The organism is Agrobacterium sp. MS2 (assembly GCF_003261015.1).
Taxonomy (GTDB): Bacteria; Pseudomonadota; Alphaproteobacteria; order Rhizobiales; family Rhizobiaceae; genus Agrobacterium; species Agrobacterium pusense.
On record NZ_QLNF01000056.1, the window covers coordinates 1 to 25369 of the forward strand.

General features: G+C 61.0%; 18 protein-coding genes. 16 read left to right on the plus strand and 2 right to left on the minus strand.

Going from position 1 to position 25369, the window contains the following annotated elements; genetic code table 11:
- From trbK-alt to DOU54_RS15440, 6 genes are all read left to right on the plus strand, one after another.
- Positions 1-258 (plus strand): putative entry exclusion protein TrbK-alt (gene trbK-alt / locus DOU54_RS15415; RefSeq protein WP_113731552.1); only part of this gene is annotated, 258 nt, incomplete at its 5' end.
- A 3-nt stretch (positions 259-261) separates the two neighbouring features.
- Entirely contained in the window at positions 262-1626 is a 1365-nt protein-coding gene (gene trbL / locus DOU54_RS15420) for a P-type conjugative transfer protein TrbL (protein ID WP_113731553.1), read from the plus strand.
- Positions 1623-2312, plus strand: a complete 690-nt coding sequence (gene trbF, locus DOU54_RS15425) for a conjugal transfer protein TrbF (RefSeq protein WP_113731554.1) — start codon at positions 1623-1625, stop codon at positions 2310-2312. Before trbL ends, trbF begins: the two co-directional genes overlap by 4 nt.
- Positions 2309-3322: a P-type conjugative transfer protein TrbG gene (gene trbG / locus DOU54_RS15430; protein ID WP_113731555.1), complete on the plus strand. Its 1014-nt coding sequence runs from the start codon at positions 2309-2311 to the stop codon at positions 3320-3322. The genes trbF and trbG overlap by 4 nt, the downstream gene beginning before the upstream one ends.
- A gap of 29 nt (positions 3323-3351) precedes the next feature.
- Positions 3352-4452 (plus strand): TraB/TrbI/VirB10 family type IV secretion system protein, encoded by a 1101-nt coding sequence (locus DOU54_RS15435; protein ID WP_439709659.1) that lies wholly within the window; start codon positions 3352-3354, stop codon positions 4450-4452.
- Between the two features lie 2 nt (positions 4453-4454).
- Positions 4455-4676, plus strand: a complete 222-nt coding sequence (locus DOU54_RS15440) for a DUF2274 domain-containing protein (protein WP_010336170.1) — start codon at positions 4455-4457, stop codon at positions 4674-4676.
- On the opposite strand, the gene DOU54_RS15445 is transcribed toward DOU54_RS15440, so the two are convergent.
- Together DOU54_RS15445 and DOU54_RS27480 are read right to left on the minus strand one after the other, a co-directional pair.
- A complete protein-coding gene (locus DOU54_RS15445) occupies positions 4671-5300 on the minus strand; it encodes a TetR/AcrR family transcriptional regulator (protein WP_010336171.1) in 630 nt (209 codons plus the stop codon). The genes DOU54_RS15440 and DOU54_RS15445 overlap by 6 nt on opposite strands.
- 68 nt (positions 5301-5368) lie before the next feature.
- The gene (locus DOU54_RS27480) at positions 5369-5527 is read right to left on the minus strand and encodes a hypothetical protein (protein WP_193603390.1); all 159 of its coding nucleotides are present in this window, start codon (positions 5525-5527) and stop codon (positions 5369-5371) included.
- On the opposite strand from DOU54_RS27480, the gene DOU54_RS15450 reads away from it, so the two are divergent.
- From DOU54_RS15450 to DOU54_RS15495, 10 genes are all read left to right on the plus strand, one after another.
- Positions 5508-6479, plus strand: coding sequence for a LysR family transcriptional regulator (locus tag DOU54_RS15450; RefSeq protein ID WP_075657532.1), 972 nt, complete (start codon positions 5508-5510; stop codon positions 6477-6479). The genes DOU54_RS27480 and DOU54_RS15450 overlap by 20 nt on opposite strands.
- Positions 6480-6745: 266 nt before the next feature.
- On the plus strand, positions 6746-7648 hold the full coding sequence (locus tag DOU54_RS15455) for a BrxR family helix-turn-helix transcriptional regulator (protein ID WP_113731557.1): 903 nt from the start codon (positions 6746-6748) through the stop codon (positions 7646-7648).
- Positions 7645-8247, plus strand: a complete 603-nt coding sequence (locus DOU54_RS15460) for a DUF1819 family protein (protein WP_113731558.1) — start codon at positions 7645-7647, stop codon at positions 8245-8247. The genes DOU54_RS15455 and DOU54_RS15460 overlap by 4 nt, the downstream gene beginning before the upstream one ends.
- Positions 8247-8852, plus strand: a complete 606-nt coding sequence (locus DOU54_RS15465) for a DUF1788 domain-containing protein (RefSeq protein WP_113731559.1) — start codon at positions 8247-8249, stop codon at positions 8850-8852. The genes DOU54_RS15460 and DOU54_RS15465 overlap by 1 nt, the downstream gene beginning before the upstream one ends.
- A gap of 3 nt (positions 8853-8855) precedes the next feature.
- Positions 8856-12395 carry a BREX system P-loop protein BrxC gene (gene brxC, locus DOU54_RS15470; RefSeq protein WP_113731560.1) on the plus strand — a complete coding sequence of 1180 codons (3540 nt, stop codon included), beginning with the start codon at positions 8856-8858 and terminating at the stop codon, positions 12393-12395.
- Positions 12395-15838, plus strand: coding sequence for a BREX-1 system adenine-specific DNA-methyltransferase PglX (gene pglX, locus DOU54_RS15475; RefSeq protein ID WP_113731561.1), 3444 nt, complete (start codon positions 12395-12397; stop codon positions 15836-15838). The genes brxC and pglX overlap by 1 nt, the downstream gene beginning before the upstream one ends.
- The gene (gene pglZ / locus DOU54_RS15480; RefSeq protein WP_113731562.1) at positions 15831-18338 is read left to right on the plus strand and encodes a BREX-1 system phosphatase PglZ type A; all 2508 of its coding nucleotides are present in this window, start codon (positions 15831-15833) and stop codon (positions 18336-18338) included. The genes pglX and pglZ overlap by 8 nt, the downstream gene beginning before the upstream one ends.
- Positions 18339-18345: 7 nt before the next feature.
- The gene (gene brxL, locus DOU54_RS15485; RefSeq protein WP_113731563.1) at positions 18346-20427 is read left to right on the plus strand and encodes a BREX system Lon protease-like protein BrxL; all 2082 of its coding nucleotides are present in this window, start codon (positions 18346-18348) and stop codon (positions 20425-20427) included.
- Positions 20428-20551: 124 nt separating this feature from the next.
- Complete coding sequence (locus DOU54_RS15490) at positions 20552-23098, plus strand: PD-(D/E)XK nuclease family protein (protein WP_113731564.1); 2547 nt, start codon at positions 20552-20554, stop codon at positions 23096-23098.
- A 2-nt stretch (positions 23099-23100) separates the two neighbouring features.
- A partial coding sequence (locus tag DOU54_RS15495) for a UvrD-helicase domain-containing protein (protein WP_286079922.1) occupies positions 23101-25369 on the plus strand: 2269 nt, incomplete at its 3' end.

Below are 25369 nucleotides of genomic sequence, written 5' to 3' on the forward strand. Positions count from 1 at the left end.
GCGATCATATTCGTGGCCATCGCCATCACCGCGACGGTGATCGAAATGACACGCGAGGACGAACCAGCACAGCCCCGCGCGGCGCCGGCGCTTCAGGCGCCTGCCGATCCGCTGCGCCAGAGCCTGCGCCACTGCCAGCAGTTAGGCGAGGCCGCCGTGAACGATCCCGGCTGCCTCGCCACCTGGGCCGAGAGCCGCGACCGGTTCCTCGGCCGGACGCCGGTGCCCGCCGCCCCGCATCAGAACGGGGGACAGTGAACCATGGGCGGCACCGGCGTCATCGACAACTTTCTGGGTGTTTTCACCAGTTACATCGACAGCGGCTTCGGCCTGCTTGGCGGCGAGGTCGCCTTCATCGCCACCACCCTGATCGTCATCGACGTGACGCTCGCGGCACTGTTCTGGTCCTGGGGTGCGGATGACGACATCATCGCCCGGCTGGTCAAGAAGACGCTCTTCGTCGGTGTCTTCGCATACCTGATCGGCAACTGGAACAATCTCGCCCAGATCATCTTCGACAGCTTCGCAGGTCTTGGCCTGAAAGGTTCGGGCACCAGCTTTTCCGCCGCCGATCTGCTGCGGCCCGGCAAGGTGGCGCAGACCGGCCTCGATGCCGGTCGCCCGCTGCTCGAATCCATCTCGGACATGATGGGCTATTGGTCGTTCTTCGAGAACTTCATCCAGATCGCCTGCCTGATGTTCGCCTGGGCGCTGGTGCTGCTCGCCTTCTTCATTCTCGCCGTGCAGCTCTTCGTCACGCTGATCGAGTTCAAGCTGACTACGCTGGCGGGCTTCGTCCTCATTCCCTTCGGCCTCTTCGGCAAGACCGCCTTCATGGCCGAGCGCGTGCTTGGCAATGTCGTCTCCTCCGGCATCAAGGTGCTGGTGCTCGCCGTCATCATCGGCATCGGCTCGACATTGTTCTCGCAGTTTACGGCCGGTTTCGGCGGTGTGACGCCGACCATCGACGACGCCATGGCGATCGTGCTGGCCGCACTTTCCCTTCTCGGCCTTGGCATCTTCGGTCCTGGCATCGCTTCCGGTCTGGTTTCTGGCGGCCCGCAGCTTGGCGCAGGTGCAGCAGTTGGAACCGGCCTTGCCGCTGGCGGCATGATGCTTGCCGGCGGCGCTGCCGCAGGCATGGCCGCGAAGGGAGGGGCAGCGGCGCTATCGGGTGGAGCTGCGGCTGTCCGTGGCGGTGCTGCTGCCGCAGGTGCTGCGAGCGCCGCCTATAGTGTCGGATCGCTCGGTCAGTCAGGCGCTGCCGGTGTTGCCTCCGGCCTCGGCGGTGTTGCCCGCGCGGCAGGCTCCGCCGCCGCATCGCCTCTGAAACGGACGGCCTCGAAAGCAGCGGAAAGCGTCAAATCCAGCTTCTCCGATGGCGCGCGCACCGGGCTCGGCGTCACCGGTGGATCGTCCTCGCAGGGAACCATTGGCGGTGCGAGCGTGGCCGGCGCTGCCGCACCCGCCTCCGCACCGGCGGACGGCCCGCCTGCATGGGCGCAGCAGATGCACCGCCGCCAGGCGCTCAATCACGGCACGACCATGGCCGCCCATGCCGTCCGCTCCGGTGACAGCCACGGCGGCGGCTCTTCCGTCAACATCTCCGAAAGTGACCGCTCATGAACATCTTCAGACGTCCAGCGACCCATTACGGCAAATCGCCCGAACCCGAGACGCCTTACCAGAAAGCCGCACAAGTCTGGGACGAGCGCATCGGCTCGGCTCGCGTGCAGGCCAAGAACTGGCGCTATATGGCCTTCGGCTCGCTGATCCTCTCGGCGGGCTTCGCTGCCGCGCTCGTTCTGCAATCGGCGCGAGGGACCATCGTGCCCTGGGTGGTGCAGGTCGATAATCTCGGCCAGGCCCAGACCGTCGCCGCAGCCACCGCCGATTACCGTCCGACCGATCCGCAGATCGCCTTCCATCTTGGCCGTTTCATCGAGCAGACGCGCTCGATCCCGGCGGATGCCATCATCGTGCGCCAGAACTGGCTGCGCGCCTATGAGTTCACCACGGATAGGGGAGCGGCCGCGCTCAACGACTATGCCCGCGCCAATGATCCGTTCACCCGTGTCGGCCGCCAGCAGATCGCAGTCGAGGTTTCCAGCGTCATACGCGCCTCGAACGACAGCTTCCGCGTCGCCTGGACCGAGCGCCACTACGAGAACCGGCAGCTTTCCACGACCGAGCGCTGGACCGCGATCCTCACCATCGTGATCCAGACGCCGCGCGATGCCGAGCGTCTGCGCGCCAATCCGCTCGGCATCTACGTCAATGCAATTTCATGGTCGCGGGAGATGAGCCAATGACCATCGCGTCTTCCCGCAATTCCGCCTTGCCGGTTTTCCGTAAACCCGCCTTTGCGGCTTTGTTGCTTTCGGCCACCATGCTGGCAGGCTGCGCCACCAACAAAGCGCCGCAGTTCAGCTATGATGCCGATGTGCCAGCGTTGCCCGTCGTGCCGACCGCTGTCACCGATGAACGGCCTCGGCCGCTTCACACGCCGCCGGCCTGGACGGTCGCACGCGGCGGAACTGCTGCCGGAACACCGGCAGGCCGCGTCGAGAACGCCAATGCCGCCGCCCGCGTCGAGCCGCGCCGCGAGGGTTACTATAACGCCATCCAGATCTATCCCTGGTCGGAAGGCGCGCTCTATCAGGTCTATGCAGCACCAGGACAGATCACCAATATCGCGCTGGAGCCGGGCGAAAGCCTGACCGGCGCGGGACCGATCGCGGCGGGAGACACCGCTCGCTGGATCATTGGCGATACCGAGAGCGGGAGCGGTACGTCGCGCCGGGTCCATATTCTCGTCAAACCATCCCGATCCGACATCTCAACCAATCTCGTAGTCACGACCGATCGGCGCACCTACATGATCGAGCTGCGCGCCCGTGAGGCGCTCTACATGCCGTCCGTATCCTGGTCTTATCCGGCGCTGCCTGCCGCTCAGCGCCAGACCGTTCCGGCAGCACCCATCATCCCGGTCGAGGCGGCACGCAACTATCGTTACGGCCTGACCGGAGATACGCCGCCATGGCGGCCGATTTCCGTCTTCGATGATGGCCGCCGTGTCTACGTCGTTTTCCCGCGCGGCATCGTGCAGGGTGAGATGCCGCCGATTTTCGTCATCGGTTCCGAGGGCGAGACGCAGATCGTCAACTCCCGCATCCACCAGAACATCCTGATCGTCGATCGGCTGTTCGGAGCGGCTGAGTTGCGTCTTGGTAGCGGCAAGCAGCAGCAGACGGTCAGGATCGTTCGCATCGAGCAAAGGCAAGCTGCACAGCCCGCCAAAACCGGGGAGCAACCGTCATGAGCGAAGAGGCTACCACCAATCCAACGCCGATGCGTCTGCGTGCCGAGCCGCCGCGCGTCACGCGCCTGTCGCGCAAAATGCTGGCCGGTGTTGGCGCCGTCGCGCTCCTCGGCATCGGCGGGGCGCTGATCTATGCGCTCCAGACCCGCGACATGAGTGGAAACGGTGAAGAACTTTACTCCACAGAGAACCGCGCCACGGCAGATGGACTGGCGGGTCTGCCGAAGGATTATTCCGGGCCGGTCCTGGGGCCGGCATTGCCGGGCGATCTCGGTGGCCCGATCCTAGATGCCCAGAACCGGGGTCAGCCCGTCACGCCGCCCGCCATGGCGACGCCTGCCCGCGATCCTGCCGAAGAGCGCCGTCTGGCCGAAGAAGAAGCTGCGCGTCTCAGTACCGTGTTCTTCCAGTCCGGGCCAAGAGTGGCGACGACGCCTGGCTCCAATATGCCGGGCCTTGCTGGCCTTGACCTTGGTGGCCAGCCCGCAACACAGGACCGCCACACGGCATTTCTGAATGGGCCGGTGGAACGGCAGACCGTTGCCATGGATCGGATTATGGCGCCCGCATCGCCTTACATCCTTCAGGCAGGGGCCGTAATCCCGGCGGCGATGATTACCGGCATCCGCTCGGACCTTCCCGGCCAGATCACCGCGCAGGTCACGGAAAATGTCTATGACAGCCCGACCGGCAGCCTGCTCCTGATCCCGCAGGGAACGCGCATCATCGGTCAGTATGACGCCGGTGTGCAGTTCGGTCAGCGCCGCGTGCTGCTGGTCTGGAACCGCCTGATCCTGCCCAACGGCCGCTCTATCGTGCTGGAGCGCCAGCCCGGTGCGGACGCTTCCGGCTATGCCGGGCTGGAAGATGGCGTTGATTACCACTGGTGGGATCTGATGAAAGCGGCGGGGCTGTCCACGCTGCTCGGCATCGGCACGGAACTGGCGACCGACGACGAGGATCGTCTGATCCGCGCCATCCGCGACGGAGCGCAGGATACCATCAATCAGGCCGGGCAACAGATCGTCCAGCGCCAGTTGCAGGTCGCGCCGACCCTGACGATCCGGCCGGGCTACCCGGTCAGGGTCATCGTTACCCGCGATCTCGTACTCGAACCTTACAGGAACTGACCATGACGAAGCTGAAACTCGCCCCCCTCATCGAAGACAAACCCGTGAAGGTGACGGTGGAACTGCCGGGGCCGCTGCACCGCGATCTTGCCGCCTATGCCGAAGTGCTGGCTCGCGAAACCGGCCAGCCCGCTGCCGATCCCGTCAGGCTGATCGTGCCGATGCTGGAGCGGTTCATCGCCACGGATCGGGGCTTTGCCAGCGCCAGAAGAGCCCGCTCATGAGGTGGCGTTCCTGTCAGGGCGGGTCGCCGCGATGATCTCCATGAGTGTGTCGACGGCCTCGCGCGTCGCGTCCCATTTGGCGGACTGGTCCATTTCCCGGTTCTGAAGGGTGAGGCTCACCGCGCCGTGTACCGTTGACCAGAACATGAAGCTGGAGCGGCTCGGATCCATGCCGGGCAAAAAGCCTTGGTCCTGAGAGCAACGAAGTCCCGTCAGCAATAGATTTAATATCTGTCTTCCAGCTTCGCCTGACCATGGATCATCGCTGACTCCGAGCCGTGGCGGCGGTGTGAACATCAGCCGGTACAGCGTGGGGTTTTCCAGTGCAAAGCGGACATAGGCATAGCTCCCGTCACGCAAATAGCCGAATGGATTGCCGCGCATCTGCTGGAAGACGGCCAGCTTTTCTCTGTAGAGCTGGTTGAAACCTTCGTCCCGAACGGCGCGCAGCAAGGCGCTCTTGTTGTGGAAATGGCCGTAAAGCGCTGGCGCTGTGCAACCGATGGCATGCGCAACTGCCGTCAGCGGTACGTCGAGGTCGCCACGCTCTGACAGCAGCCGGATCGTTTCGTCGATCGCACGACGAGCAATATCAAGTTCTTGCTCTTTCCGGGGACGGGCCATTCTGATGCCTGTTGCAACTTGTCGTGAAAACTAAACGACATTTACTTTTTTCGTTGACGAGCCGGAAGTCAAGAAGCAGCATTCGATAACTGAACGTCGTTTAGTTTGAGGATGTGCGGAGAGCCGATGAACGCACACAGATCGATTTTCGCGTTGATGATGGCGGGCTGCCCGTCAGAAACCGAACGCTGTTTCGGATGATGCACCATGGCTGTGATCGGGAACAATCAGACCTCGCCTGATGATAGCCTCACAAAGGTCGTTGAGGGGAAACCCGGCACATCTGCGGTCCGGCTGAACCAGTTGCGATATTTTGTGGCCGCCGTCGATTATGGGAGTTTTCGCAAGGCTGCTGCCGCGCTTTCTGTGCAGGAATCTTCCATCAGCCGACGAATCCGTGATCTCGAAGATGAACTCGGGGCGTCGCTTTTCATGCGCCATGCTGGCGGGGTGCGGTTGACCGTTGCCGGGCGGGAATTCCTGCGCAACGCTCGCCATGCTCTTCGCCAGATCGACATTGGGGTGACCAAGGTGGCGGCGGTTGGCCGGGCGGAGCAAGGGCTGATCAAGGTCGGGATATTTTCGTCCCTTGCGTCAGGATTTCTGTTCGATCTGTTGCGTGCCTTCGGCACGCGCCACCCGAACGTGCAGGTCGACCTTATTGACGGCAATCCGCCCGAGCACATCGCGGCTGTCCGGAAACTTTGTCTGGACGTCGCATTCATCACGGGAACCGCGGCATGGGATGGCTGTGAGGCGGAGCATTTATGGTGCGAGAAGGTTTTCGTGGTGCTGCCCGATAACCACCCTTTGACGGGCAAGCCGGAACTTGGATGGGGCGATTTGGTCTCCGAACGGTTCATTGTGAGTGACGTTGCGCCGGGTCAGGAGATCCACGACTATTTGGTTGCTCACCTTGCCGGTCTCGGCCGCCACCTCGATATTCAGTCTCAGCAGGTCGGCCGCGACAATATCCTATCGCTGGTCGCTCTCGGTCGCGGCCTCACTCTGACGAGCGAAGCAACGACCGTCGCCCAGTTTCCAGGGATCACCTACCGGGAACTTGCGGATGAGGTGCTGCCGTTCAGCATGGTCTGGTCCGCGCAAAACGACAATCCGGCGTCTCGGCGGCTGTTGAGCCTGGCACGATCGCTGACAGGGCTGGCCCGGCGAAAATAGGGTTTGACGGCACTGTACGATCACGCCGTAGCATTGGCTGCAATCGACATCGACCGTGTCGGTATCGAAGATGTCGTGGCCCTGCCCACGTCCAGGCTGACCGACTTCGATAGCGCTTTTGCCCCGCCGTGTTTGTGCACGGTGACACGGTGCGCATCCGGCCTTCCTCGGGCTTGACAGTTTGAGGTTTGTTAGAATAGAAAATATACGGACATCACAAGGTGTCCCATATACTTTTTATCCTTTCAAGTGCGGCGGGACGAGCAATGCTGAAATGGGGTGTCGAGAGGCGGTTGGAGTTCATCGAATTCCGCCTGTTCTGGGAGGGGGGCGTTAATCGCTCTGACCTGATCGATACGTTTGGCGTTTCGGTTCCGCAGGCATCAAAGGATTTGACCCATTATCAGGAGCGGGCGCCGCTGAACGCGGTCTATGACAAAAGCGCGCGCCGCTACGTTGCCGGGCCGGAATTTCGACCGGTGTTCCTTGATCCGGATCCGGATGCCTATCTCATGCGGCTGCGCTCGATGGCGGAAGGTTTCGCCGAGCCAGGCTCGAACTGGCTTTCGACCCCGCCTGACATGGATATCGCACTTACTTTGCGCCGCAAGATCGATACCGAAGTTCTGCGTTCAGTTCTGGCGGCAGTTCGGGATGAAAGGTCGCTCGAGCTTCACTATCAATCCATGAACCGCGATCGACCCGATCCGGCATGGCGGCGGATCACTCCCCATGCCTTTGGCTTTGATGGTCTGCGCTGGCATGTTCGGGCCTGGTGCCATGAAACGGCTCGGTTCAAGGATTTCCTGCTTTCGCGCGTCCTGGGATACGGCGCGTTCGGTGAGCCGGGTGCCGGTGCGGCTCAGGACAGGCTGTGGCAAGAATCATTCGACATCATCATTGTGCCGCATCCCGAACTGTCGGCCGGTCAGCAGGCGGTGGTTGCAAAGGACTACAACATGGTGGATGGGCGCGCTGTACTCACAGTTCGCTATGCCATGCTGTTCTATGTACTCAAGCGGCTGGGGCTCCTTGAGGGGGCAAGGCTGCGAGACCCCCGGACCCAGCATATCGTTGCAGCAGACGAACAGGAGGTTGCCGCCGCCCTTGCGCGTGCGCAGCATGAGTTCGATGACGCTGACATGGCAAGCGGGGTCGCGCCCCGATGATGTCGGCCGTACCGAAATACCGGATGTCCTTTGGTGTGGGCGGGCTCATGCTCAATGAGAGCCTCGCGATTGCGCAAGGCTATCAATCCGGTGAGAGCTGGTCGTCTGCTCGTGAGCGCTTGCTGGCCCAGGGCGCGTCGTCCTTGCCCAAACGGGCCTCGCAAACTCGCACGCTTCGTGAAGTTTACGACCGGATAGGCCATCTCTCGGATGCCGAGCGCCAGTACCTGTCGGCAGAGGCTGACCGCGCTGAACAGCAGGCAATGGTGTGGCTGGCGGTCTGCCGGACCTATCGCTTTGTATACGAATTCGCAGTCGAGGTGATCAGCGAACGCTACCAATCATGGCGGCTCGACCTGGGCCATGAGGTTTTTGACCGCTTTCTCGCGGAGAAAGCCGAGAGTGATCCTGGCCTTGCTGAGCTTTCAGCCTCAACCTGTGCGAAATTGCGTCAGGTCCTGTTTCGGATATTGCGTGAAGCTGGCTTGAGAAGTGTCGAGGGCAGAATTCAGCCGATTTGGTTATCGGAGCGCATGAAGCGGCTGATTGAGGAGAGTAATCCGGCGGACTTGCAGGTCTTTCCCGGAAATGGGGGGTAATGGTGGGCACGAAAACTGATCGGCGCGCCCGCGCCGAGCACCTATTCAGGGTAGTTTCCAGCGATCGGTTCTTGCAAAAGCAAGGGCTGGGAAACGAGGTTCCCTTTTTTATCTGCGCTTTTGATGCCGAAGACGGACTGAGCCTGGGCGAGGATCGCGAGGATCTGATCGCACGGCTGAGCCATGCCGGTGTGCGCGTACTTGATATTGATCTCTATGACCTTTCGATCAGGATCCTCGAAGACCGGGGTATCTTCGAGCAGATCCTTGAGGTTGAAGCCGAAACGGAAAAGGCGGAGCTCAAGGAACTGTTGCAGGGGGTTCTGGACCCGCAGGCACACCTCATTCCAGAGATTGCGCGGCACATCGAAAAAGTCCCGCACGACGTGATCTTCCTGTCAGGCGTAGGCGAGGTTTACCCCTACCTGCGGTCGCACAACGTACTCAACAACCTGCAAAGCACCGCGAAAGATCGCCCGACGGTCATGTTCTTTCCGGGAAAATACACGCACGCGCTGGCGACAGGAGCATCGCTGGAATTGTTCGGCTTACTCCATGACGACAAATACTACCGCGCGTTCAATATCATGAATTACGAGGTCTGACCGATGGCTACTTTTCTGCGTGATATCTTTGCCAAGCCGGTCGACCGTTCGATCGATGGGGTGATCAAGGCTGACGACAAGGCCAGCCTCCTGACCGAGCTCGATGAATATGTCATCACCAATGAGATCGGCGCTCGGCTGGAGCAATTCCTCGACGCCTACAACAATTATGATACCGCGAACGGCGTGTGGATTTCTGGCTTCTTCGGGTCAGGTAAGTCTCACCTGCTGAAGATGCTCGCCCTTCTGCTGGAGAATGACGAGGTCGAAGGGCAGCGTGCCGTCGAAATCTTTGAGCGGAAGCTTGCGGGCAACCCGATGCTGGCGGGGGCTTTGCGCAAGGCAGTGTCGATTCCATCCCGGTCGGTCTTGTTCAATATCGACCAGAAGGCGGATGTGATCTCGAAGGCGGATGTCGATGCGCTTCTCGCCGTCTTCCAGAAGGTCTTTGACGAGATGTGCGGCTACTATGGCAAGCTCCCGCATATCGCGCAGTTCGAGCGTGATCTGGACAGTCGAGGCAAGCTCGATGCCTTCAAGGCGGCCTTTGCGCAGTCTTCCGGAAAGCCTTGGGAGCGCGGGCGCGAACAGGCTCTGATGGAAGGCAAGCACATTGCCGCCGCCTTTGCCGAGGTCACGGGCGATGAGGTCAAGGATATTCTTGGCCAGTATCGTAAGGATACGAAGGTTTCGATCGAGGATTTCGCCAATATGGTGAAGTCGTGGATCGATGCGCAGGGGCCGAAGTTCCGGCTGAATTTCTTCGTCGATGAGGTGGGGCAGTATATCGCCGACAACGTCAAACTGATGACGAACCTGCAGACCATTGCCGAAAGCCTGAACACGAAATGCAAGGGGCAGGCCTGGATTGTTGTCACCGCCCAGCAGGACATGGGTTCGGTCATCGGGGATCTGACGGCGCAGCAGGAGAATGACTTCTCGAAAATCCAGGCACGCTTCGCCAACCGGATGCCGCTGAACTCTCAGGATGTGGCCGAAGTCATCCAGCGCCGTCTGCTGGCCAAGACCGAGGCTGGTCAGATCACCCTTGGCAATCTTTACGATGCTGAGGAGAACAACCTGCGCACCCTGTTCGATTTCGGCGATAATTCCTTCAAGTTCAGGAACTTCTCCGGAAAAGACCAGTTCGTCGCGAGCTACCCGTTCCCGAACTACCAGTATGACCTGTTCCAGCGCGCGATCATGGGCCTCTCGCAGCATAACGCGTTTGAGGGCAAGCACAGCTCGGTCGGCGAACGCTCTATGCTGGGGGTGTTTCAGGAGGTGGCCAAAAAGCTGGCCGACACGCCGGTTGGGGGGCTGGCGACCTTTGACCTGATGTTTGAGGGGATTCGCACCGCCCTGAAGTCATCGGTTCAGCAGTCAATCCAACTGGCTGAAAAGAACCTTGGCGATGATTTTGCCGTGCGGGTGCTGAAGGTGTTGTTCCTTGTCAAATACGTCAAGGAATTCAAACCGACTGCCCGCAACATATCGATCCTCCTGTTGTCCCGGTTCGAGGCGGACCAGACCGAACAGCGCCGCAATATCGAGGAGGCCTTGTCGCTTCTGGAGCGTCAGACGCTGATCCAGCGCAACGGCGAGGTCTATGAATTCCTCACCAATGAGGAAAAGGACGTCGAGGCCGAGATCAAGGCAATCGCCGTCGATCCCGCCGAGATAGAACGGCAGCTAGATGAACTGGCGTTCGGCGCGATCCTCCGTCACGGCAAGATCAAGCATGCCGGCACGGGCGTCGATTACGCTTTCACCCGCAAGCTTGACGGCCACAGCCTGAACCGGGAACATGAGCTTTCCGTCAATATCATCTCGCCGTTCAGCGACGATTCCGACGCACCGGATGTGGTTCGTTCGAACAGCATGGCAAGCGATGAGATGGTTGTCCTGCTCGGGCGTGACGTGCGTTTTACGCGCGATCTCGTCCTCTGGCTCCAGACCGTAAAATTTGCGCGTCAGGTCACCAGCGGCGACGCCCAACCCGGTCGTGATCGTATCATTGCGGAGAAGCGTGACCAGAATACGCGTCGCGAAAAGGAACTGGTGCAGCGGCTGCGCGGCCTTATCGCGGATGCTCGGCTCTTCGTGCGCGGTGCCGAGCTGGAGATCGGTGGCGAAGATCCGCAGGATCGGCTGGTCAAAGGTTTCCAGGTCTTGGTGGACAAGGTCTATACCAGCCTGCCTGTCCTGCGCGGCGCCACTTACACCGAAGCAGATCTTGGACGAGCCGGACGCGTTGATGGCGCGCTTTTTGGCGGCGAAGGCAGCGGTCTGACCGAAGCCGAGCAGGACGTGCTGAATCATGCTCAGGCTCAGATGCGCCTTGGGACGCGGGTCTCGGTCAAAGCTTTGGTCGAGAAGTTCGGAGCAAAACCTTATGGCTGGCCCGCCATCGCGGTTCTCTGCCTGACCGCGAGCCTTGTCGCGCGGGGCAAGCTCGAGGCTCGGGCCGACAGTGCTCTGCTGGAAGGGGATGCGCTGGTGCAGGGGCTGCGCAACAGCCATGCCCTTGGCAACATTCTGCTTTCCCCGCAGATCGAGTTCACTGCTGCCCAGATCCGCAAATCGCGCGAACTGTTTCAGGAGCTGTTCGATCTTCCCGCCTCGGGGAATGACGCGCGCAGTCTGGGTGCGGAGTGGCAGACGCAACTGCGCAAGCTGCTCGGTGATGTCGAGCAAGAGAGCCGTGCCATTGCAGCCTATCCCTTCGCCGCCTCCCTTGATCCTCTTCGCACCATGCTGGACAGCATGCGCGACCAGTCGGCGACATGGTTCATTACCGGCCCGGTTGGGCAGGAAGATCAGCTGCTGGATGCCAAGGAGGATATCCTCGACAAGATCCGCAGCTTCATGTCCGGACCGCAGAAGGGTATCTATGACGAGGTGCGCGCTTTCCTGACGGCGCAGGATCAGAACGTCACCTTTGCCGACGCTCCTGCCGCCGATAGTTTGCGTCAGGCGCTGGCCGATCCGCAGTGCTTCAAGGGCACCGCGATCCAGGAACTAAAGGCGGATTTCTACGCCCTGAAGGAACGCATCGAACAATCGGTTCTGGCCGAGCGCAACGCCGTCATCGCGGCAATTGAAGAGGTGACCGAGAAAACCACCCAGACCTCGGAATTCCGTGCGCTACCGCCAGAGCAGCAGACGCGTATTCGCGATGAGCTTGCCACGCAGAAAGCCGCCGTGGCCTCGCAAACCCTGATCCCGGCCTTGCGCCATCGGGCGACAGAGGTGCGTTCCAATCTTCTGGCCGACACGCTGACACGGATCGCCGAACTGACGCCTGCACCGGCGCCGACGCCCGCTCCGCAGCCCCAACCTGCAGGTGGCGTGGCCGAAGCCCCGGCCAAGCCATATGTGCCGCCGGTGCCGACAAAGCCCCAGTATGTCAACGCCCAGTCGATCACCATCTCTATCGGGAAAGCCTATCTCGAAGATGAAGACGATGTGACCCGCTACCTTGATGAGATGAAAAAGACCCTGCTGGCCGAGATCGGCGCGGGCAAGAAAGTGATTGTCTGATGGATACCAACGCCCTGAAGAAATTTGCGCAAAGTGCGCGCAACCTGCTGATTGACCAGGTCACCGCCCGGCTGGACATGGTGCTGGCCGAAGGCGCAGCGGCTCGCCGCGAACATCCTAAGGCGATTGTGAAACTGGAGGCCGCTGCCAACAACAACCGCGCCCAGGTGATCGAACAGGCCGCCTATACATGGTTCAACCGCTTCACCGCGTTGCGCTTCATGGATGTCACGGGCCTGACTAACCCGCGGGTGGTGTCGCCTGCCGATGGTGCCACTCGGCCCGAGATTCTGGCCGAGGCGATGGCGGGCAACCTGCCGGATCGCGCCCGGCCCGAGATCGCCGAATATCTGAACGGCACCCGCCCCGCCCATGACGGGCAGGCGGAGGCCTATCGGCTGCTGCTGATCCATGCCTGCAACGAATGGCATAGCGCGATGCCCTATATGTTCGAGCGGGCTGACATGCTCGACCGGGCCGAAGATTATACCGAACTGCTGATGCCCGACGATCTTCTGTCGCCAGACAGCATCTTGGCGCGCCTGCGCGAGGTGATGACGGAAGAGGCTTGCCAGGATGTCGAGATCATCGGCTGGCTTTACCAGTTCTATATCAGCGAGAAGAAGGATCAGGTTTTTGCGGGGCTGAAGAAGAACCAAAAGATCACGGCGGAAAATATTCCCGCCGCGACGCAGCTGTTCACCCCGCACTGGATCGTCCGCTATCTGGTGGAAAACTCGCTGGGGCGGCTGTGGCTGCTGAACCGTTCGCAATCGAAGCTGGCGGCGAAGATGGATTATTACATCGCGCCGGGAGAGCCGGGGACGGATTTCCTGAAAATCAATCGGCCCGAGGAACTCCGCATCTGCGATCCGGCCTGCGGCTCGGGTCATATGCTGACCTACGCTTTTGACCTGCTCTATGAAATCTATGCCGAGGAAGGCCATGACGCGGCCGAAATCCCCGGCCTGATCCTGCAGCACAACCTAACCGGCATCGAGATTGACGACCGCGCCGGGGCGCTGGCGGCATTCGCCCTGTCGATGAAGGTGGCGGCAAGGCTGGGGCGGAGGCGTTTCCTGCGGATGGAGGCGAAGCCCGACATTGTCGTGCTGCAGGATGTGCGCTTCACGCCTGCCGAGATGCAAGACGTGGCCGCCGTGGTGGGCAAGGATTTGTTCACCGATGACCTGCGCGAGACGCTGGGGCAGTTCGAGCAGGCCAAGAACTTCGGTTCACTGATCGTGCCGAAGCTGCGCGACCCGGCCGAGACGCTGCGGGTGGTGGAAGCGCGGGATTTCGGATCTGACCTGCTGTTGAAAGAGGTGCAGGAGCGTGTCGTGGCCGTGCTGCGCATGGCCGAGGCGCTGTCGCCGAAATATCATGTAGTGGTGGCTAACCCGCCATACATGGGGGCCGGAGGCATGAACGGCCCCCTCGGTGATTGGGTCAAAGCTAACTATGCTAACAGTAAGTCTGACATGTTCTCGGCGTTCATTGAGCGCGGGGGGCATATGACCTTGAAAGCCGGTTACACCTCAATGGTGACGATGGAGAGTTGGATGTTCCTCTCTTCATATGAAAGACTGCGATCCAAAATGCTTTCCGACGCCTCAATTATCTCGCTGGTTCATATGCCATATCTCGGCAAAGGTGGGACGAGCATGGGGATAAACTTTGGAACGTCAGCATTTGTTCTGAAAAATTCTGTACATCGGCAGTTCAATGCTAACTTTTGCTGCGTGCGGTACTATGAGACGGATGAGTACGGTGTTCCTTTTGAATTTCCTCCGAAAAATGAGCGCCTCGCCGTGGCGAGTTCTGACGATTTTGCAAAAATTCCAAGTAGCCCGATTTCATACTGGATCAGAAAATTCGACCTATTCGACCATGCTAAAATGTCAGATGGCTGGAAGTCGGGCGGGCGACTGAAGACGCATGACGGCCAACAATATATTCGGTTTGGGTGGGAAGTTTCAGCTTCCTCAACGCGGTGGAAAAGGATTGCCAAAGGAGGTGATTTCCGTCGCTTTTTTGGTAACGAGGAAAGTGTCGCTGACTGGTCCCAAGCAGCATTACAACACTATGAAAGCCTTGGCGGGTTGCCGCCTAAGGCGTTTCTCGGAAAGCAAGGGGTGACTTGGACAAAAATTACATCAGCGCTGCCTAGCTTCAGGATAAAGAATACAAGTATTGAGTACGATTCTGCGTCTCCGACAATTTTCTCGACCGATGGCCAGAGCAATGAGTTCGCGACCGGTTTCTTGAATACTAAAGTTTCGACATTTCTTTTAAATGCGATTAACCCCACTATGAATTTTCAGGTAGCGGATGTTTTAGCGCTTCCGGCTCTGATCGCAGGATCTGAAAAAATTGAAAATAACGTTGGAGAACTGATCGGCTTTGCCAAGCTCGATTGGGACGCCTACGAAACCTCTTGGGATTTCACCATGCTCCCGCTGCTCTCGTCAGACCACCGGGCCGAGACGCTGGCGGCCAGCTTCACCAACCTCCGCGCCCATTGGCAGGGTATGACGGATGAGATGCAGCGGCTGGAGAAAGAGAACAACCGCATCTTCATCGACGCCTATGGTCTTGCAGACGAACTCACCCCCGAAGTGCCGACTGAGGAAATCACTCTTACCTGCAACCCGGCCTATCGCTATGGTGTAAAGGGATCGGAAGAGGATCGCGAGGCGCGGCTGCGTGAGGATACGGTGGCCGAATTCCTCCACTATGCCGTGGGCTGCATGTTCGGGCGCTACAGCCTCGACGCGCCCGGCCTGATCCTCGCCAATCAAGGCGAAGGGATCGAAGAATATCTGGCGCGCGTGCCGGAACCGACCTTCGCGCCAGACCGTGACAATGTCATCCCGGTGCTGGACGCCGACTGGTTCGCCGATGACATCGTCACCCGTGCCCGCGACTTCCTGCGCGTCACCTTTGGCGAGGCGAAGTTCCGCGAAAACCTTGCCTTCATCGAAGCCGCCCTCGGCAAGGATCTGCGCAAGTGGTTCACCAAGGACTTCTTCGACTATCATGTGCGCCGCTACAAGAAGCGCCCCATCTACTGGATGTTCTCCAGCCCCAAGGGCAGCTTCAATGCGCTGATCTATATGCACCGCTACCGGTCCGACACGGTCTCGGTGGTGCTGAACCAATATGTGCGCGAATTCATCCATAAGCTGGAGGTGGAACGCACCCGGCTGGAAAAGCTGGCCGTCGATCCTGCCGCCACGCCCGCCCAGCAAACAAAGGCGCAGAAGGAAACGGCTACGGTCATCAAGCAGATCGCCGAGTTGACCGAATGGGAGCGCGAAGTCGTCTATCCGATGGCGCAGCAGAAGATCGCCATCGATCTGGATGACGGGGTGAAGCGCAACTATCCGCTGTTCGCCGGTGCTCTGAAGCCAATCAAGGGGCTGGAGGCTGCGGATGACTGACCGTATCACCGCCGGCCTGATGCGGCTCTATGAGGATCAGGGGCATCGCATCGTCTTCTGGTATGACGCTGCTCGCGATCTGCGCGCGGCGTTCGATGCGGTGGACCTGCCCGGCGTCACCAAGGTGGAGCTCGCCAATAACGAATTCGGCCTGAAATACCGCATGCTGCGGCAGGAGCCGAAGGCGCGGTTCCTGCTCTATAAGGACGGCCCCGAGCCGCCAATGCCTGAGAACTGGCTGCTGGACGTGCAACTTGCCAGCGTCGTGTTCCGCGCCGATCAGGCGGCGATCTGGGTGGCGGATCTCGGCATCCCGGCGAAGTATGAAGCTGCAGTGCGCGACCACGCCGAATTCTACCGTTCCGGCAAACGGTTGGAAGCGCTGCGCGCCATCGAGCGCGAGCGGCCATCGCAAAGCGCGAATGATGTCCGCCGCAAGATGCTGGCGGTCTGCGCTGGTGCGGATGGCGATCTCGATACGGTGATCGAGGCATTGTTGGCAGAACTGGCGGAAGACCGTGATGACGCGCTGAAGCTGGTGGATCGGGTCGGGCTGGCAGAGTTCTTCTGGAAGGAAGTGAAAGCACGTTATGGCTATGCGGCGGATGCGCCGGATTTTCAGGATTTCGCCATCACGCTGTTTTCCAGCGCCTGGGCGCGGGCCATGGGAGAAGCTGCCCCCCTGAACACCGATGCCGCGCTGATGTTCCGCCGCTGGAGCGCCTCGCGCCGGTGGGGTGAAGCGTTCGAGAAGCTGTCGGGCGATTATCAGGACGTGCTGAAGATCAGGGACAATCTGGCCTCCCGCGATTTTCGCACCCTCATGCCGCATGATCACTTCGAGGAAGTGGACCGGAGGATCGTTGTCGCCATCGTTGAGGGGCTGGCCCGGCAGAGCCTGTCGGCGACAGATGTGCTGAAATGGGTGCGCGATCGCCGCCAGAGCCATTGGTATAGCCGTTACGCGGATGTCTATCAGGCCATTGGCTTTGCGACCGAGTTTCAGCAGGCGCTGGCCGAGGCTGATCTGACGATGACCAGCCTGTCCGATGGTGTGAAGCGCTATTCCGCAAGCTGGTTTCGACTGGACCAGCTCTATCGCAAGTTCATCTATCACATGCAGAAAAGCGGTCAGTCGGGGCTGCTGTCCGCGCTCTATGAGGCGGTTGAGAACCGTTACACTACGAGTTTCGTGCTCAAGCTGAACGATGCCTGGCAGGATCAGGTTGCCCGCCTGACGGACTGGGCGGTCCCGGGCTTTCCGCGTCAGGTGGATTTCTATCGGGAACAGGCCGCTGAATACCGGCGCAAGGATCAGAAGGTCGTCGTCATCATCTCGGATGCGCTGCGCTATGAGGTGGCCGAAGAGGCGCTACGCGAGATCCGCAAGCTCAATCGGTTCGATGCTGAACTGAAGCCAATGATCGGGGTTTTGCCGAGCTACACGCAGCTTGGCATGGCGGCGCTGTTGCCGCACCGGCAACTGGCGATCCGCGACGACAATGATCTGGTGCTGCTGAACGGTGAAAGCACCATGGGGGCCGCCGCTCGTGAAAAGGCTCTTGCTGCGGGCCGGACTGGAGACCGGGTAAAGGTTCTCGCGGCGAAGGATTTCATGAATCTGGGATCATCGGAGGGTAAAGACCTCTTCCGGGATCATGATGTCCTCTATCTGTATCACAACCAGATCGACGCAATTGGCGACAAGCTCGCCACGGAGGAAAATGTCCCCGCTGCGGCAGAGACTGCCATCGAGGATCTGGTGAAGCTGGTGCGGAAGCTGACCTCGGCCAATTTCTCGAACATCCTGATCACCGCCGATCACGGCTTCTTGTGGCAGCACAAGGCTCTGGAAGAGAGCGGCTTCGCGCTGAGCGAGCCGGAGGGCGAGATCGTTACACGAAACCGGCGCTTCGTGATCGGCCGGGGCCTTAACAGCAGTGGCGGCATGAAGAAGTTCTCTGCTGCACAGCTTGGGCTGGAAGGTGAGCAGGACATTCTGATCCCGAACTCGATCAACCGCCTGCGCGTCAAAGGATCGGGCAGCCGCTTTGTCCATGGCGGGGCGAGCCTGCAGGAGATCGTCCTGCCGGTCCTGCGTGTCGGCAAGCAGCGCAAGGAGGATGTCGGACAGGTTTCGGTGCAGATCATTCCGCCACCCCGTGCTCAGATCACCACGGGCCAGATCCAGGTCACCTTCTATCAGGCGGAGCCAGTGACCGACAAGCAGCAGCCCCGGCAGGTGCATGCTGCGATCTTTGCCGACGATGGAACGCTCGTCTCTGACGAAGCCGAGCTGGACTTCGATTTCGCGTCCGAGAACCCGCGCGAGCGTGAGCTATCGCGGGGCTTCCTGCTGTCCAAGGCGGCAGATGCCTATAACAATCAGACAGTCTTCCTGAAGCTGCGAACGCGCATCGGCAAGACCAGCCATTTCGAAGATCACGCATCGCAGCCGCTGCTGCTGAAACGCGGGATCAGCACAGATTTCGATTTCTGAGGTGCCGATGTCGACCCTTGATGACAAGATCAACGAGCATTTTGCCGGTTTCGTGGTTCGCAAGGACCTGGTGAAGGCTGTGAAGGGGAACGCCATTGTTCCCACCTATGTGCTCGAATACCTGCTCGGCCAATATTGCGCGACCGACGACGAAGCCTCCATTGCGACAGGCATTGAAACGGTCAAGGACATCCTGCGCAAGCACTACGTTCATCGTTCCGAAGCGGGGTTGGTACAATCAACGATCAAGGAGCGTGGCCGTTACAAGGTCATCGATCAGGTTAGCGTGGCGCTGAATGAAAAGACCGATGCCTATGAGGCGGTCTTTGAAAACCTCGGTATCAAGCGGGTTGCCATCGACAGCGCCACGGTAAAGGCGCACCCGAAACTGCTGGTTACGGGTATTTGGTGCATCGCCGATGTGCAGTACGAGTTTTCGGAAGACAGCCGGATCTCCCCCTGGATCATCGACACGTTGAAGCCGATCCAGATCGCCCGTGTGGACTATGACGGCTATCGCGAGACGCGGGATAAGTTCACCACCGAGGAATGGATCGATCTGCTGATGCAGAGCATCGGCTTTGACCCGTCACTGTTCGGGCGCCGGTCAAAACTTCTGCAACTGTTGCGCTTGGTCCCATTTGTTGAGCGCAACTACAACCTCATCGAGCTTGGTCCCAAGGGGACGGGAAAATCTCATATCTATTCCGAGTTTTCGCCACATGGTCAGCTGATCTCGGGCGGTGAAATCACGGTTCCCAAGCTTTTCGTGAACAATTCCAATGGCCGGATCGGATTGGTCGGGTTTTGGGATGTCGTGGCCTTTGACGAATTTGCCGGCCGCGAGAAGACGGCCAACAAGGCGCTTGTCGATATCATGAAGAACTACATGGCAAACAAGCAGTTCTCTCGTGGTGTAAATCCGATGGGCGCCGAGGCCAGCTTCGCCTTCGTCGGCAACACGGACCATAACGTGCCTTGGATGCTGAAAAATACGGACCTGTTCGAAGCTCTGCCGCCGCAGTTCCACGACAGCGCCTTTATTGATCGATTGCATGCCTATCTGCCCGGATGGGAGGTCGACATCATCCGGGGTGAGATGTTCACATCTGGCTATGGGTTCATTGTTGACTATCTCGCCGAAATCCTGCGCCATCTGCGTGCGGAGGACTTCTCGCACCGGCCAGATCGCTATTTCATCATTCCGGTTCAGACCCATATCCGGGACCGTGCGGCGATCAACAAGACCATGTCAGGTCTGCTGAAGCTGATCTTCCCGAATGGAGGCGAGACAGAAGCCGAAGTTGAAGAACTGCTGCGCTTTGCGATTGAATGCCGAAAGCGGGTGAAGGATCAGCTCCTGCGGATCGACAGCACCTTTGAGGCAGCAGATTTCCATTACATCGCATCGGATGGCGCAAAGCGCGCCGTCGCCACGCTGGAGGAAGAGGAGTTCCCCCAGTTCTACCACCGTCGATCAACCGACGATGGAAGTGAAGGTACGAATCAACAAGAGATTGGGTTGGTACCGGCAGAGCCGGTCTCAACGGTGGCTGCTTCCGCAGCACCTGCCGTTGCCGCTGCCCCGCACTCACCCCCAACTCCCGGACATGTCGTTTTCCCAGAAAACCGCAAGGGCATCAGTTTCGACAAGATCTTTGGTCCTTGGACGGATGGCGCGACGCGGATCATCATCACAGACCCCTATATCCGGAAGTTCCATCAGGCGCGCAACGTGATGGAACTGATCGAGATGCTGATCAGGCGCAAACAGCCTGAAGATCAGATCGCTGTGCATCTTGTCACGGCTCCGGACGATGGGAACATTCAGGAGCAGCGAGAGTGCCTGGACGGGATTGCTGAAGCCTGCACAGGCACGGGCGTCGATTTCACATGGGCCTTCGATGGGAGCGGCACTCTCCATGCACGCGACATCACGACGGATACTGGCTGGAAGATGGTTCTGGATCGCGGATTGGATATTTTCCAGCCAACGCCTCGCAAGATGAACGGTTTCTCGCTGGGAGAACGGATGCAGGAGCACCGGATGGTCCGTGGTTTCTACGTGACTTATGTCGAGAACCTTTAGCTTCGTCGACCGTGTTGGCGGTGCAGGTTCGGCTACGCGCTCGGCGGGAAGCAAGAAGTCGACCTCGATGCCCAAGCCCTCATCCTCGTTACAGTTTTCCTGATCCGCAGATTGCAGGCCCTTCATGCACTACCCCTTCCTCGTCACTGATCCGCGCTCCGGCCTGCAATACCGCCTGACCGATACCGGTCTTGCCGAATTGTCCCTTGCCCCCAATTCTGCCGAATGGGCGCCGGGGCGTGCCATTGCCGAGGCGCCTGACCCGGTCTGGGCCGAAAGTCTTGCCAATGCGCCTGTCGAGACGATCTCGGCGGTGACCGCCGCGCTGACGGATCTTGTGCTGGCCACGCCGGATCTGAAGGTGCCGAACGTCGATCACCTGCCAGACAGCCGCGCCAAGCGGCATCTCTTGGCGCTGGTCGCGCTGTGGCAAAGGTTGGGGGATGCGCTGCCAGAGGGGCTGGCACCGATTTCCCATGTGCTGGCCCTGCCGCATGGGTCGTTCCTGGGCTCGTTGCCGGTGGTTGAAGGTTCGCTGGATCCTCTAGCTCCTGCGGCGCTGCAGGCGCTTTTTGCCCGGTTGCGGGATGAGTTCGGCACTGTTCCCGCAAGCGCCTATACGCCCCGGGCCGCAATCGGCAGCCGCCTGCACGCGCTGCAGGGCGGTGTTTCAGCGCAGGATATCGAGGCCGGGGTTCTGGATGACAGCCTCGCGTTCTATGGTCTGCGCGATCCCGCCGCCTGCGCCGATTTCGCCGCCGCCCAAGCCCGGGCGCTGATTGAGTCCGGCGTTTCGGCCCGTGAAATCGCCGTGCTGTCGGGCGATGATCTGCGCCAGATCGCGCGCGCTTTCTCAGCCCAGGGAGTGCCGCTCTCGGGCCTTCCGGGCCAATTACCCGAGCGAGATGTCATTGGTGAGACCGCGCTACATCTGGCGCTGGCCAAGCGACCGCCAACTCCGGCTATGGTCTTGGCGAGCCTCGCGCTTTCTCCCTTGATGCCCTGGGCGGCACAGACCGGGCGCGATCTTGCCGAAAGCCTCATGGGTGGCGATTTCCGAGGCTCCATCCTCACGGACACGCCCGCACATAAGGAACTGTGGGACGATATCCGCGCCTCGGCCGGCAGCTTGCCGCAGCTGCGATTCCTGCTGGACCGGATCTGCGAGCGGATCGGAAAAGGCGATCAGGTCCGCGCGCGGCTGACTGTACCCCCCGGCGAAGGCACGCCGGATTGGGAGATAATCCTGCGTGGCATTCAGATCACGCCGCCCATGGTTGCGGACCCCGACCGCAATCTTGAAGGCGTCAGCCTCTGGTCCGCGCATGAAAGCCCGTGGCGCCCATGCCGCCATCTGATCGTCAGCGATTTCACCGACGGGCTTTACCCGACTCGCCCGCGTGCCAATCCGCTGTTTCTTGACAGCGAGATCGCTGCGATACACGCGGGAACCGGCGTTCACCTTCGCGGTCGGGCCGAGGGGCTGGCGCAAAGCCTCGCGTTACTTGATCAACAGCTTCAGGCGGTTTCCGGCAGCGTCACCTTCCTCATCCCATGGCGCGATCTGGCGGGCGGGCGCTTGCAACCTTCGGCCGGGTTGTCGCTGGTGGCGCGGGCGGTGGCGGGCGTTGAGGATGCCAGCGATCTGATCACCGATCTGTCGCGTCAGAGCCCTGCGGAATGGCCGATTGCGTATCACCATCTGATGCCGGTGCCGGAACCCGCGGAATTGCCTGAGGAGCTTGCTTTCCCGGGGCATGACCTTCTGTCCCTTCGTCGGCGCGATGACGGCACCGCCAAACCGCAATCGCCCTCACGGCTCGAGACGCTGCTTGTCAGCCCGCTCGCCTGGCTTCTGGCCGAGGTTGGGGCCGAGGATATGTCTTGGTCGACCGAAGAACTCGACGTGATGGCAAGGGGCAATATCGCCCATGATGTCTTTGAGCATGTCTTCCTGAAGGATCAGCCGTTCCCGGAAACCGAGGCGCTGGCAGAACTGATCGCCGAGGCCTATGACCGCGCGCTCACCCGTCACGCGGGCTATCTGCGCAGCCCGTCATGGGAGATGGAGCGCCACGGTTTGGAGCGTGAGATCATGGCGGCGGCCCTGCGCTGGCGCGACCATTTGCTGGCGCTCAATGCCAAGATCATCGGCAATGAAATCTGGCTGGCCGGTGAGGCGCATGGCATCAATCTGCACGGCAAGGCCGATGCGATCCTTGAATTGCCCGACGGCGCGCTCCTGATCGTTGACCACAAGAAAAGTGGCACAAAAGGGCGGCGGCAGCGGATGGAGGCGGGCTGGGATCTGCAGGCCGGGCTTTACGCCGATATGATCGCCCGGCCCACCCGGCGCGAGGGGGACGGGATGGTGCCCCTGATCGGCCGCAAGGTGGCGGTGGCCTATCATCTGATGAATGACGGGGGGCTGCTGACGTCGGGTCTCGCTTTGCCCGAGGGGTCGCCCGCCCGCGACATGGGTGACGCGGTGAACGCCGGCGCGGTGGCCAAGCTGGCGGAACGGCTGGCCGAACTCGGCGCAGGCCGGGTCGTGCTGAACACCACCGAGGATGCCACATTTTTCAGAAATGAGGCAGGCTTTGTCCCCTATGCGCTGACCGATGGCTCCGCCCTTGTCACCGCCTTCATCCGCCCGGTCGAGGAGGAATGACCATGGCCCCCAACGCAGATCATGGTCTGGTCATCGTCCCTGCAGGCGCCGGCGCCGGCAAGACCCACCGCATCAAGACCCAGCTCTCGGACTGGGTGAAACGTGGCATCGTCCGGCCCGAGCGCATTCTTGCCGTGACCTTCACCGAGGCTGCGGCGGGCGAGCTTCGCGAGAGGATCCGCGCCGGCCTTTTGGCCGATGGGCTGGTGGCCGAGGCGATGGCGGTGGAACGCGCCTATGTCTCGACCATCCACGGCTTGGGCCTGCGCCTTCTGACCGAACATGCACTGGCGGCGGGCGCCTCGCCGCAGCCGCGTCATTTGGGCGATGCCGAGCGTGATCTCTTGATCCGGCAGGCGCTGGCCCATGCCAAGGCGCTGGACCCGATCAAGGCCGAACCCGAGCGGTTTGGCTATGCCCCGAACTTCGTGAAGGGCGAGACGGTCGAAGATTCGTTGCGCGGCCGGGTGCTGTCGATGATCGACCTGCTGCGCAGCCTTGGCGACAAGGGGCGTGACCCCGGCCTGATCGCCCCGGCGCTGGCGCGGCTGGATGCGGTTTATGGCCCGGTGCTGGAGGACCCTGCGGCGGCTGGCGCCTCACTCGAGACCGCCGTTCAAGCCATGATCACTGCCTTCCCCGAGGGCGGCATGGCCACCGTTGCGGCCAAAGGTCCGAAGGAAACGCTGGAAAAGAACCTCGCGCTTTTCCGGCGGGTGGCGCGTGATCCGGGGCTTTTGGCCCTTGACTGGGGTATCTGGCAGAACTTGCGCGGGCTTTTCACCTCAAACAGCCGCACGAAAACGCCCGACGGCTATGACGACCTCGCCACGGCCATCATGGCGGCGGCGGATGTCCTGCCCTCGCATCCCGGCCCGCTTGAGGATGCCAAGCTGCACCTGTCCTGCCTGATCGCCTGCGCGCAAGAGGTGATGGCGGCCTATGAGGCCCGCAAAAAGGCGCTCGGCCTGATCGACTTCGCCGATATGATCACGGGGGCCGAGCGGCTCTTGCGCACCGACCCCGCCGTGCGTCAGGCGGTGCTGGACGAGATCGACTGCGTCATCATTGACGAATTCCAGGACACCAACCCGGTGCAATTCGCGCTGCTGTGGCAGCTTGGCCAGCACGCACCGCGCACCCTGCTTGTGGGCGATGTGAAACAGTCGATCATGGGCTTTCAGGGGGCCGATCCGCGCCTGTCGCAGGCGCTTGCGGCGGCTAACCCCGATGCGACCCAGCCACTCGACCGCAACTGGCGCTCGACGCCGGCCGTCATGCAATTCGTCAATGCGATGGGGGCGGGCCTCTTTGGCGCGGGCTATAACCCACTGGCACCGACCCGTGATCCGGTCGCAGGTCCCGCGATCGAGGTGCTGAACGCTACGCAGGGACGGCGCTCACAAAAGTATTCGCAGCCCCCAGAACACATCGCCGAGCGCATCGCCCGTATCCTGACTGATACTGAGACTATCACCGACCGCCACACGAAGGCCGCCCGACCGGCTCGGCCCTCGGATATCGCGCTGTTGGTCTGTCGCCACACCACCGCCGCCCGCTATGCCGAGGAACTGCGCGCGCGCGGCGTTCCGGTGCGGATCGCCGAGGATGGCTGGGCGAAAAGTCCGGTGATTGTTGCCGCCCGCGCCGCGCTGGCCTTTGCCGCCAATCCGGCGGATATCCATGGCGGGCTGCTCTTGCGCACGCTTGGCCCGGACCCGCTGCCCTTGCAGGAGGCGCTATCCGCCCAAATGGAAGGGCGGTTGGTGGATGACCCAGTGCTGATGCGGCTCGCCGCTCTGTCGAACCTTTTGGCCCGCCTGCCGGCGGGTGCGGCCCTTGATCTGGTGTTGGATGCCGCCGGCCTGCGCCTCTGGGCCGAACGTCAGCCTGACGCCGCCCAATCCCGCGCCGATCTTTTGCGGCTAGAGGCTGAGGCGGGTGAGTTCGAAGCCGCGCATCGCGATCTCAAATCCGCCTCGGGGTTCCACGGCGAGACTGCCAAGGTCTTTCTCGGCTGGCTCGACGCCCGTGGAGGCGAGCGCGATTTCGACCGTCATCCCGATCCTTCCGCCAACAGCGCCGAGGCCGTGGAGATCGTCACCTGGCATGCCTCCAAAGGGCGGGAATGGCCGATCACTGTCGTCGCAGAGTTCGACTATGGTATCGAGGAACGTGCGGGGACCACTGCGACCCGTTTCGATGCCTTGGACCGCATCGACGATATGGCGGTGGTGCTGGGGTCCGCGAGCCTGATCCACACGCCCGGCT